At 45.8% G+C, this 10,816-nt stretch carries 15 protein-coding genes; all 15 read right to left on the bottom strand.

All coding sequences use genetic code 11. From position 1 onward, the window contains the following. A partial coding sequence (gene mreD / locus VN379_RS14015) for a rod shape-determining protein MreD (protein WP_325534863.1) occupies positions 1–447 on the bottom strand: 447 nt, incomplete at its 3' end. Then, positions 444–1,358 (bottom strand): rod shape-determining protein MreC, encoded by a 915-nt coding sequence (gene mreC, locus VN379_RS14010; protein ID WP_325534861.1) that lies wholly within the window; start codon positions 1,356–1,358, stop codon positions 444–446. The genes mreD and mreC, both read right to left, overlap by 4 nt. 54 nt (positions 1,359–1,412) lie before the next feature. Next, positions 1,413–2,447, bottom strand: a complete 1,035-nt coding sequence (locus VN379_RS14005; RefSeq protein WP_325534859.1) for a rod shape-determining protein — start codon at positions 2,445–2,447, stop codon at positions 1,413–1,415. A gap of 30 nt (positions 2,448–2,477) precedes the next feature. Continuing rightward, positions 2,478–3,167, bottom strand: coding sequence for a RadC family protein (gene radC, locus VN379_RS14000; protein WP_325534857.1), 690 nt, complete (start codon positions 3,165–3,167; stop codon positions 2,478–2,480). Continuing rightward, complete coding sequence (locus VN379_RS13995) at positions 3,164–3,733, bottom strand: Maf family protein (protein ID WP_325534854.1); 570 nt, start codon at positions 3,731–3,733, stop codon at positions 3,164–3,166. Before VN379_RS13995 ends, radC begins: the two co-directional genes overlap by 4 nt. A 14-nt stretch (positions 3,734–3,747) precedes the next feature. Further along, positions 3,748–4,038 (bottom strand): DUF4321 domain-containing protein, encoded by a 291-nt coding sequence (locus VN379_RS13990; protein WP_325534852.1) that lies wholly within the window; start codon positions 4,036–4,038, stop codon positions 3,748–3,750. A gap of 85 nt (positions 4,039–4,123) precedes the next feature. Beyond that, positions 4,124–4,666 (bottom strand): Gx transporter family protein, encoded by a 543-nt coding sequence (locus tag VN379_RS13985; RefSeq protein WP_325534850.1) that lies wholly within the window; start codon positions 4,664–4,666, stop codon positions 4,124–4,126. Position 4,667: 1 nt separating this feature from the next. Further along, on the bottom strand, positions 4,668–5,048 hold the full coding sequence (locus tag VN379_RS13980) for a NusG domain II-containing protein (RefSeq protein ID WP_325534848.1): 381 nt from the start codon (positions 5,046–5,048) through the stop codon (positions 4,668–4,670). Between the two features lie 138 nt (positions 5,049–5,186). Continuing rightward, positions 5,187–6,041: an RnfABCDGE type electron transport complex subunit B gene (gene rnfB, locus VN379_RS13975; RefSeq protein ID WP_325534846.1), complete on the bottom strand. Its 855-nt coding sequence runs from the start codon at positions 6,039–6,041 to the stop codon at positions 5,187–5,189. Between the two features lie 27 nt (positions 6,042–6,068). Next, positions 6,069–6,647, bottom strand: coding sequence for an electron transport complex protein RnfA (locus VN379_RS13970; RefSeq protein ID WP_325534844.1), 579 nt, complete (start codon positions 6,645–6,647; stop codon positions 6,069–6,071). Continuing rightward, complete coding sequence (rsxE, locus tag VN379_RS13965) at positions 6,647–7,315, bottom strand: electron transport complex subunit RsxE (RefSeq protein ID WP_325534842.1); 669 nt, start codon at positions 7,313–7,315, stop codon at positions 6,647–6,649. The genes VN379_RS13970 and rsxE overlap by 1 nt, the downstream gene beginning before the upstream one ends. Before the next feature lie 11 nt (positions 7,316–7,326). After that, a complete protein-coding gene (locus tag VN379_RS13960) occupies positions 7,327–7,902 on the bottom strand; it encodes an RnfABCDGE type electron transport complex subunit G (RefSeq protein WP_325534840.1) in 576 nt (191 codons plus the stop codon). Positions 7,903–7,908: 6 nt separating this feature from the next. Next, positions 7,909–8,883: an RnfABCDGE type electron transport complex subunit D gene (locus VN379_RS13955; RefSeq protein WP_325534838.1), complete on the bottom strand. Its 975-nt coding sequence runs from the start codon at positions 8,881–8,883 to the stop codon at positions 7,909–7,911. Between the two features lie 12 nt (positions 8,884–8,895). Continuing rightward, a complete protein-coding gene (gene rsxC / locus VN379_RS13950; RefSeq protein WP_325534836.1) occupies positions 8,896–10,218 on the bottom strand; it encodes an electron transport complex subunit RsxC in 1,323 nt (440 codons plus the stop codon). A 49-nt stretch (positions 10,219–10,267) separates the two neighbouring features. Next, the gene (locus VN379_RS13945; protein ID WP_325534834.1) at positions 10,268–10,687 is read right to left on the bottom strand and encodes a SoxR reducing system RseC family protein; all 420 of its coding nucleotides are present in this window, start codon (positions 10,685–10,687) and stop codon (positions 10,268–10,270) included. Positions 10,688–10,816 lie beyond the last annotated feature (129 nt).

The raw sequence follows: 10,816 nt of genomic DNA, 5'->3' as shown, positions 1-10,816 counted from the left end.
AATAGGAATACAAAATAAAATATTATATCCTAATGAAGGCAAAACCTGGTTCATCAACATAGCGGCCGGTTCAACCTTATAGCCTAATATGAAAAGCAGCACTTGCATAATTGCACTGTTAAAGAAAGTCGCTATAATAATCGCCAATACAGGCAATAGAATACTTTCTTTAAATACTTTACGTTCAGCTAAACCAGCAGCATAACCTGTAGCCATTTTGGATAATGTGTTTAACCCAAAAACATTGCCAGAAGCAAAATCTTGCATCAGTCCGGCAAAAAATGCCACGCCGATAGCACGCTCTCGTCCGGCAAGCAAACCAGCTGCAATGATAATAATTAAAATTATGTCAGGTTTAACACCCTTGGTAAATATAAGTGGCAACAATACAGCCTGGACAGCGATCGTGCCAATAACTAATACAACCCAGGCAAGTGTTGTTTTCATCGTGACGTCCCTTTCGCAGGAGCAGACTGAACAGAGGTTTGCCCCGGTGTAGTCTGCGGCGTTACTGATTGCGGCACAGCTATCGGTTCGCGGGAGCGTATGATAACTAACACTTCTTCTAGTCTATCAAAATCTACTGCCGGCTTCAAGACAGCATATTTTAACAATCCGCCTTCGTCATTAACGATATCCAATACTTCACCTACTAATAGACCTTTGGGATAGATACCGCCAAAACCGGAAGTGATTACTTTGTCACTTTTAATGATATCTGCATCCCGGGCAATATTAATCATGTGCGGGGACACCGGATTAGAACTACTCCCCTCCACAATGCCTGCGACCCGCGATTCGGGTCGTTGCACCAGACACCCCACCGCACTCCGCGGGTCTAAGATCAGTTGCACTTTAGCTGCATTATTATACACATTGATGACACTGCCAACAAGCCCCTGAGCAGTTACTACCGACATATCTTTCGCTATTCCGTCAGCGGCTCCACGGTTAATCATAATTATGCTCGTCCATGTCCCCGGATCACGGGCAATGACCTGAGCAGTAACAAAATCAAATTGCGGAGCCCCTTTTTTATAGTCAAGCATAGTCCTCAGTCGCGTATTCTCTGCCAAAATCTCAGTAACATTAACACTATTTTGGCGCAGTGTTTCAATTTCAGCTTTAAGAGTCTGGTTATCCCTGTAAACGGTCATGAGTTGACCGGTAAATGATCCTGTTTCACGTACACCGTAACCGACTTTCGTAAGGACATATTCCACCGGCGTTAATAGTGTAATTACAACCTGTTCCATAAAAGTAAATTGATATTTCCCCTTGGCTATTGTACCGGCCAGCAAAAAGACGGTAAGCACCGCCACTACGAGGATGACCGCCTTTTTGTGAATGAATCGCACTTTCTGGGCCCCTTCCTTACACAAGTATACTGGATGAACATTGAAAATAAATACCTAGCCGAGCTTTTTCGGCGTCATTAAAACGCGTTTGAGTAAATCAATGCTTTCTAATGCACCGCCTGTACCTGCTGCAACACAAGATAAAGCATCTTCAGATATGTGTACCGGCATGCCGGTTTCTTTATTAAGAAGTATATCAAGTCCCCGTAACAGCGAGCCGCCACCAGTCATAACGATGCCACGATCCATAATGTCGGAGGCCAGTTCGGGCGGAGTTTTTTCCAGTGTTACTTTAACAGCCTCAATAATTCCTGCCACCGGCTCGCTGAGGGCTAACTGCACCTCGCCGGCTTTAATCGTCAAAGTCTTGGGCAGACCGGACACCAGGTCACGTCCACGTACGTCCATCTGCTCATCTGCCCGGGGCGGAATAGCCGAACCGATTCTAATTTTCACTTCCTCGGCAGTACGTTCACCAATCATTAGGTTATAAGTGCGTTTTATATATTGAACAATGGCTTCATCCATTTCGTCGCCGCCAACTCTAATAGAGCGGCTGGTAACAATACCGCCAAGGGAGATAACCGCAACCTCAGTTGTGCCACCGCCAATGTCAACTACCATGTTGCCTGTTGGTTCATGCACAGGTAAGCCGGCACCAATAGCAGCCGCCATTGGTTCTTCAATCAAATAAGCTTCCCGGGCTCCGGCCTGGATAGTGGCATCAATAACAGCTCGTTTTTCAACCTCAGTAACGCCTGAAGGCACACCAACAATTACCCTTGGTCGAATAAAAGACTTAGAGTCCATTGCTTTTCTGATAAAATACTTAAGCATAGCCTGGGTTACGTCAAAGTCCGCAATAACGCCATCTTTTAGTGGTCGAATAGCTACAATATTGCCGGGAGTACGGCCAATCATCTGTTTTGCTTCTTCACCAACAGCAAGCACTTCACCAGTATCGCGCTGGATTGCTACTACCGACGGTTCCCGCAAAACAATACCCCGTCCTTTAACATGTACCAATGTATTGGCAGTACCTAGATCTATACCCATGTCACGTGACAGTGAACTGAAGAAATTAAACATTAGAATTTTGCCCCTTTCATTACAACCTGTTTATATTATTCCCTTTTCTTTAAAACTAACATACTTGCCATCGCCGATTATTACGTGGTCAAGCACTGAAATGTTAAGCAAATTGCCTGCCTCAACAAGCTGCTTTGTCAGACTGATGTCTTCCTGACTAGGGGCGGGATCACCACTTGGATGATTATGGACTAAGATGACAGCGGCTGCACTGTAGATGATAGCTTCCCGGAATAATTCCCGCGGGTGAACAACAGAAGCATTCAAGCTGCCTACTGAAATGATTGCCCGGGCAATAACATGATTCTTAGTCGATAAAAGCAGCGCAATAAAGTGCTCTTTAGCCTGATATCTTAGTTCTCCCATCATTAAGTGAGCAGCATCTTTGGGGCTTTTGATCACCGGACGTTCGCCCGGCTCCTTTTGACTTAATCTACGCCCCAATTCAATGCCTGCAACTACGGTAACGGCTTTAACCAGGCCAATACCGGCAGTTTTACTTAATTCCTGAGGGGAAATGCTGCCAAGACCAGTCAGGTCATATTTAATGATCAGCTGTTCAGCCAAACGATTTACAGGCAAATTCTTAGTTCCTGTACGCAGCAGGATGGCTAATAACTCAGCATTACTCAGAGCCTGAGCCCCTTTACCAAGCATTTTCTCGCGTGGACGTTCAGTCTCAGGCAATTCTTTCATCATAAGCGGCTTGTCCATTGTCATAGCAGCTCTACCCCAGCTTGCCGCAAAAGCTCTGTCAGTGTAACAAGCGGCAGTCCTACTACATTATTGTAACAGCCATTAATACTTTCCACCAGCAGCGTCCCCCGGCCCTGAATAGCATAGGCTCCAGCCTTATCCAGCGGTTCACCGCTGCTAACATAGCGTTCGATTTGCCTTGGTGATAACGGCCTTATTCTAACAGTAGTGGCGCAAAATCCGGTAAAAACCTGCTCCCCCTTGACTACCGCCACTCCAGAAATAACAATATGTTCTCTGCCGGCTAAGGCAGTCAGCATCCGGATGGCGTCAGCATAGTCTGCCGGTTTTCCAAATACGTGACCGTCCAGCACGACAATAGTATCAGCACCAATAATTACATCATTGTGATTTGCACATTTGGCAATGGCAAATGCTTTATCACGGGCATGCGCAACAGCCAGTTCGTGTGGCGGCATATCTTTAGTATTATCTTCTTCAACATCGCTGACTATAATATCGAAGTCCAGACCAATTAATTCTAAAAGCTGTTGCCGCCTGGGTGATGATGATGCTAAAACTATTGCCATGCTTTTTACTCCTCCTAAAAACGCCGGAATAGTATAATTGCAGCTATAATCCCTAATATGCTCATCAAATTCGGATATAAAGCAAAACCGATAACTACTTTGATCACATATAGATTAATCGCTACAGGCGGTAAGTCAAACACGGGAAATGGTTTTATAAGATACGGAACAACATCAGCAAGCAAACTAATGTTGGCAGCAAGTTCGCCTAAAATACCACCAACCACTGCCCCTGTAATCAAAAACAAGGTCATCATACCCATACCGTGGCCGGCAGAACTACCCCTCTTAGTACCAGTCTTCAAACTAAACCTCCCCGGGATGCTTAAAACTTAGTAACTCATCCCTTACATTATTAGAAAGTAAATAAATCTTGTTCTTAACAGGACATTATTTATTTTGCAAATCATCATTTCTAATTTTGAGCCCATAACTTACCGGGGCTTTAGCAAAAAGATAATTGACTGCCAAACCGGTGAATAGGCCGGTAGGTATGGCGAAAAGCAACAAATACGGTACATACCATAATAGCCCGGGACTATACACTATAATAGCTGCTAAGGCCACCTGCGCAATATTATGAGCTACTGCTCCGGCTACGCTAACGCCAACCAGGGAAAAAATATGGCCGTAGTGATTATAAATGTGAGTCATGACGATAATACTAATGAGCGCGCCACCCATACTCATGATGAATGAAGGTCCAAACAGCGCCCCGCCAAATAAGGAGCCAATCAAAACACGGGTTACAGCAATGTAGATGGCCTCCTGCCACCCAAAGATAACAAGTGCTACCAGCGATATTGTATTTGCTAGACCTAATTTAGCACCTGGGACAGGCATGGGAACAGGCAACCAGCCTTCTATAACATGCAAAGTTGCGGCCATAGCTACTAACAACGCTACAATGACTAGGCGTTTTGTTTTACTCATGCTACCTCGCAATATCATCTACATCAGCAGGACTGTCTGATACTACTTTGACAACAACCCGGTATGGCAAACAGACGATTTGCTGTGGTGAAATATTAATCCAGCCCGACTTGACACATATCTGGTCAGGGCAATCTGCTTCCCGGATTCGAACGCGACCATCGTTATACTCAATAATGTTATACCCGCTATCGCCACCGAGACGAAATTCCCCGACATACCCCTCACGCAGGGGAAATGTCTTTACAGATTGGCCATTTACAGTGATAACTACACTTTGACCCTGTCCATTTGCTGTTATGTAATACATATTCAAGCCAACGCCAGCAAGTGCAACCATCAACAACACTACGACCAGCCATCTATCACCTTTTGTCAACATTAGTTTGCCACCCTGCCTATATTCTATTATATTTTACATTAAAACAGTGCCTAATGCAAACAATACCAGGTTTACCCATTATGAAAATAACAAGAGAGGAGGGTTTCCCCGCCTCTCTTGCAAAACTGTTAAATTATATTATGCTACACTTTCCTCACTGCCAGGAACGACGCCAAGCACCGCCTGCTTGATAGCTTTTGTTGGGCATTTTGCCAAGCAGGTTGGACTATCGCATTTTTCCATACATACTTTAGCATCAACAACGGCAACATTATTATCCATCTTAATAGCACCATGCGGGCATTCTTTTAAACACAGGGTACATCCAATGCAGGCAGCAGTACACGCTTTTTTGGCAACAGCACCTTTATCATGCGAGTTACAGTTAACACGCACATGAGCACCAATCGGCATCATGCCAATCACTTTTTTCGGGCATACTGTTTCACACTTGGCACAACCAGTACATTTGTCAGGGTCAATGATCGGCAAGCCATCTTCGCTCATCGCCATAGCGCCGAATGGACAAGCCTTGACGCAGGTACCCAGGCCTAAACAGCCATATTTACAGCTCTTGGGACCACCAAATAGCAGATTGGCAGCCACACAATCCTGTACGCCATGATATTCACTGGCTTTAACAGCTCTCGTGTGAGTACCGGCGCATTTTACCTGAGCAATGCGCGGCTCAACAGCGGCTGCCGTTTTACCGGTCAGGTCACCGACTAGTTTAGCGACAGGGTCCTTGCCAGGAGTGCACAGATTTGGCGGTACATCCGGGTTTGTCACCACTGCTTCAGCGTAAGCCATGCAACCGGCATAACCGCAAGCACCACATTGCCCTTTCGGCAATACATCTTCCACAATATGAATTAAGGGATTAACCTCAATAGCCATTTTTTTATTGGCATAAGCCAGGACAAGTCCAAATATAACGCCCAGACTTGTCAGAACCGCCAGTATTATCAGCGAATGTTGAACAACTCCATGCATCTATTTCTCACGCTCCTTTCTATTCACCTATAGCGGAATCATACCTGAAAAACCCAGGAAAGATAAGGCTAGCATCCCTGCCAGCACAAAGGCAATTCCAAGGCCTTGCAAGGTTTTGGGAACATCGGCAAACTGTAGTTTCTCCCGCAGGCTAGCCATAAGAATAAGCGCAAGGGCAAAACCTACGCCTGAACCAAAGGCGTTAACAACACTTTTAATAAAACCATAATTTTCGGTAGCGTTAATGAGCGGAACACCCAAAATAACACAGTTTGTAGCAATTAACACTAAGTAAATCCCCCACATCTCATAGAGTGCAGGCGCGTATTTCTTAATAGCAATTTCTAAAAACTGTACACAGCAGGCCATTAGCACTACAATCACTACAATTTTCATAAACACCAAATCATAGGGAACAAGCACAAAATGGTAAACCAGCCAGGCCAGTGCCGATGATACGGTAAGAATAGAGGCAACTGCCATACCCATACCGACAGAAGCACTTAAACTCTTGGAAACCCCGAAGAAGATACACAAACCGAGAAAGCGCGTAAGTACGAAATTATTAACAATCGCCGCGCCCATAAATAGTGTAAAATACTCCATTATACAGCTTCACTCCTTTGCACGGTAAGCTGCGATGCGGCTTTCTTAGCCGCGGCTTGCTTATCCTGATATTCGCCGATAACATTAAACATGCCGATCATCAGCCCGATTACCAGGAACGCACCAGGCGCAAGAATTATAATCATAGGGCCGTCATAGGACTGGGGAAACACCTGCATTGCCATAGAGGTACCACTTAAGATTATACCAGTCCCAAACAACTCGCGGAAAACACCAATAAACAGCATTGCTAAGGCAAAGCCCGCACCCATACCCAAACCGTCAATGGCAGATGGTATTACGCCATTTTTCATAGCAAACACTTCAGCCCGGGCCAGGATGATGGCAAATACCACCACAAGTTCGAGGTAAAGGCCTAATTCTTTGTAAACGGCCGGGGCATAAGCTTCAAGAACCAGGATTGTTAATGTAACAATCGTAGCGATGATCGTGATAAACATCGGTACCCGAACCTTAGGATTAATAAAGTTTTTAACAAGCGATACAACAATATTGTTGGCAGTAATAACCGCCATAACGCAAAGCCCCATGCCCAGCGCATTAAATACCGTAGAGGTAACCGCCAGTGCCGGACAAAGGCTTAATGCAAGGCGGAATATGGGGTTCATTTCAAAAATACCTTTTTTAAATATTTCCCAGTAATTCATATTCTCACACCTCACTTCTTCTGGCTGGCCGCATAAGCGGCAACGGCTTCCACAGCTTCCCGCATGCCATTAGTAACGGCCCGGGAGGTAATCGTTGCGCCAGTCAGCGCCTGGATGTTCTTATCAGTGGGAACTTTGACTACTTCCATATCTTTGGGATCTTTGTTAGCAAACTGTTTACGGAACTTATCCCCTACCATCTTGTCACCCAGTCCAGGGGTCTCCGCATGCTTTAAGACCTTAAAGTCCATTGCCTTACCGTCGGTTGTCACACCGGCAAGCATTTCAATCTTACCTGCATAGCCTTTACCACTGGCAGGCACTACATAGGCAATAACCTTACCGCCTTTTATCCCGGCATACCAGCCTTCTTTGCCTTCAATAGCTTTAAAAGACTCGGCATCTTTAACAAGCTCTTTCATCGCATCATTTTTGGCTTTGACACGTTGCTCAGCCGCAGCCGGTTCGGTAATCGCGTATGCCCCGGCAATTATGATCCCGGAAATAAAACAAGTTATAGCTAAGCTCATTGTAATCTTAAAGATGCCATTGTTCTTATCGTCATGTGCGTGTGCATCATGTGACATGGTCATTTACCTCCTTGCCCCAAATTTAGCAGGCTTAACCAAAAGGTCAATCAGCGGTGTCACACAGTTCATAAGCAGAATTGCGTAGCAAACCCCTTCAGGATAACCGCCCAGTAAACGGATTAACACGGTAAGACAGCCTGCCCCTACGGCAAAAATAATTTGACCTTTAACAGTAATGGGAATGGTCACCATGTCGGTAGCCATATAAAATGCACCCAGAATAAGTCCGCCTGACATCATATGCATGATAGGATCATGACCAAATGCAGCCGTTAAAACACCAACTGTTCCAATCATAAATACTGGAATCTGCCATTTGATATAGCCACGGTAAATAAGGAATAGGCCACCGAGAATCAGGAGCAACGCTGAGGTCTCGCCCATACTACCGCTGCGGGAGCCGAAAAAGAGAGCCTTATACATCTCCATTTTATCACCAAAAATGGCAACAAGTTTTTCATAACCCTGCAGTTTTAAAATACCAAGGGGAGTCGCCGAAGTAACCCCGTCCAATTTACTTGACATTTCTGGCCAGGTAGTCATAGCCACCGGCCAGGAGGCTAGCAGAATCGCCCGGCCAACCAGTGCCGGATTAAAGATGTTATAACCAAGGCCGCCCATTGTGTGCTTAGCTACGGAAATAGCTGCCACAGTACCAAACACAGGCATATACCAAGGCAAGGTTGCCGGAATATTCATCGCCAGTAAAAGTCCGGTCAGAAAAGCACTGCCATCATTAACGGTCACCGGTTTGTTTTGCCACTTCTGAATAAGATATTCAGTAACCATGGCAAAGGCAATACACAGAACCATGGTAGTCAGCGCCGGTACACCAAAACGATAAACTGAAAAAAGGGCTGCTGGCGCTAATGCCAGGTTAACGGCCCACATGATTTTGGCTATCGATTCATCGCACCTGATGTGCGGTGATGCCGAAACTGTCAGGGTCCCTACGTCAAGTTTTACTTCTGCGCTCATACCGCCCACCTCCTATTTCTTTTGTGCAGCCGCTGCTGCATTTTGTGCTTTGGATAATTTAACATAATGAACAATATTGCGTTTGGCCGGACATACATATACGCATGAACCACACTCGACACAGTCAAGCAGGTCATATTCTTCCTTAGCCTTGGCAAATACACCACGCTCGCCAAGAATACTGAGCATGCTTGGCACAAGTCCCATTGGACAGGCATCAACACAGCGCCCACAGCGAATACAAGGCTGCTCAGGGCCGATGTTGACATCAGCAGCATTCAGCGCCAGAATGCCGGATGTACCTTTAATTACAGGCACATCAAGGGTGCGTTGTGCCATCCCCATCATTGGGCCGCCCATAATGACTTTGACCGGTTGATCCTTAAAGCCGCCACACATTGCTACAGCTTGAGCAAAGGTTGCACCCACTCTTAGCAGAATGTTTTTAGGGTCAGCAATGGCACCACCGGTAACGGTGGCTACCCGTTCAATCAGGGGAATCCCTTTTACTACAGCATCAGTCATAGCAACCAGTGTACCCACGTTCTGGACAACAGCCCCTACATCCATCGGCAATCCACCGGAAGGAACCTCCCGGTCAAGAATAACCTTAATTAGCGTCTTCTCTGCCCCCTGCGGGTATTTGGTCTTAAGCGGCACTACTTCGATGCTGGAGCCGGTACAGGCTTTTCGCATAATTTCAATGGCATCAGGCTTATTCTCTTCAATTCCAATATAGCCTTTATTTACACTGAGGATCTTCATGGCAATTTTCATACCAGTGATAATACGTTCGGTCTGCTCAAGCATAACTCTATGGTCGGCAGTCAGGTATGGTTCGCACTCGGCCCCATTTAAGATAAAGGAATCAATAGGTTTTTCTGCTGGCGGCGACATTTTTACATGTGTTGGGAAAGTTGCGCCCCCCATACCGACAATGCCGGCAAGACGAACAATTTCCTTAAGTTCTTTACTGTCAAGTGACTGCCAGTCGCGGTTTAGCGGCAATCCTTGAAGCCACTCATCCTGCCCGTCACTTTCAATGACAACAGCCTGGCAAGTGCCAAAAACCGGATGAGGATATTCGGCAATCTCCACCACTTTACCTGAGGTTGAGGCATGAATAGGACTGGCAACAAAGGCTTGGGCCTCGGCTACTACCTGTCCTTTCTTGACCAAATCGCCCACCTTGACTACTGGTGCGCAAGGCGCGCCCAGATGCTGTCTGGTAGGAATGATGACTTTCTGCGGTAACGGCGCCACTTCTATCGGTTTGGCAGCCGTATACCTTTTGCGGTCATTGGGATGTACTCCCCCGCGAAAGCTTTTTGCCATAATTTCACTCCTTTTGCTTGGTGCAGTGTAATCGCTATGATAGCCTTACTTATGACAAAATCCGGATAATTACCGGTTTCATCCTGTCATTAGCTCTGGCATTGCGATCATAATACCTAACATACACAATGGACAAACCAAAGACTATAAACCCACCCTCTATCTGATACCACAGTGGGTCTGCCACCTGTTGCGATAAGGCTAAATAAGTGCCCGCAACAGCTCCGGCAGCAGCAGCAATCAGCGGTAGCATATAAACAACAAAAGCAGCTCTGAGCATATTGCTTTCTTTAAATCCCAGGACTACGCGCTGGCCTCTTTGAGCCCCCACCGGATTGAGCGCATCAACCACAATCGCTGTATTGCCTGGACAATTCCCACAGTTCTCACAGTCACTGTGGCGGCTGGCCTTCACTTTAGCCATGCCCTCTGAGACTTCTACTACTATGCCTTCCTGTTCTTTATCCAATGCTGATTCCCCCTTTGAAGGACAAGGTAGATAATTATGGTTTCCTGTGGAAAACGGATTATATATTCGCGCAAAATAGAAAATTACCTGCAATTTGAATTAATTACTTTTTTCACTCTTGTGTTAAAC

Source organism: Sporomusa sp. (assembly GCF_035561255.1).
Lineage (GTDB): Bacteria > Bacillota > Negativicutes > Sporomusales > Sporomusaceae > Sporomusa.
Note: the sequence above shows the minus strand (reverse complement) of the source record. Positions and strands in the feature narration are given on the sequence as shown.

Coding starts and splice junctions, on each gene's coding strand:
- VN379_RS14005 (WP_325534859.1), bottom strand. CDS start 2,447: ATGTTTAATTTCTTCAGTTCACTGTCACGTGACATGGGTATAGATCTA.
- radC (WP_325534857.1), bottom strand. CDS start 3,167: ATGACAATGGACAAGCCGCTTATGATGAAAGAATTGCCTGAGACTGAA.
- VN379_RS13995 (WP_325534854.1), bottom strand. CDS start 3,733: ATGGCAATAGTTTTAGCATCATCATCACCCAGGCGGCAACAGCTTTTA.
- VN379_RS13985 (WP_325534850.1), bottom strand. CDS start 4,666: ATGAGTAAAACAAAACGCCTAGTCATTGTAGCGTTGTTAGTAGCTATG.
- VN379_RS13980 (WP_325534848.1), bottom strand. CDS start 5,048: ATGTTGACAAAAGGTGATAGATGGCTGGTCGTAGTGTTGTTGATGGTT.
- rnfB (WP_325534846.1), bottom strand. CDS start 6,041: ATGCATGGAGTTGTTCAACATTCGCTGATAATACTGGCGGTTCTGACA.
- VN379_RS13970 (WP_325534844.1), bottom strand. CDS start 6,647: ATGGAGTATTTTACACTATTTATGGGCGCGGCGATTGTTAATAATTTC.
- rsxE (WP_325534842.1), bottom strand. CDS start 7,315: ATGAATTACTGGGAAATATTTAAAAAAGGTATTTTTGAAATGAACCCC.
- VN379_RS13960 (WP_325534840.1), bottom strand. CDS start 7,902: ATGTCACATGATGCACACGCACATGACGATAAGAACAATGGCATCTTT.
- VN379_RS13955 (WP_325534838.1), bottom strand. CDS start 8,883: ATGAGCGCAGAAGTAAAACTTGACGTAGGGACCCTGACAGTTTCGGCA.
- rsxC (WP_325534836.1), bottom strand. CDS start 10,218: ATGGCAAAAAGCTTTCGCGGGGGAGTACATCCCAATGACCGCAAAAGG.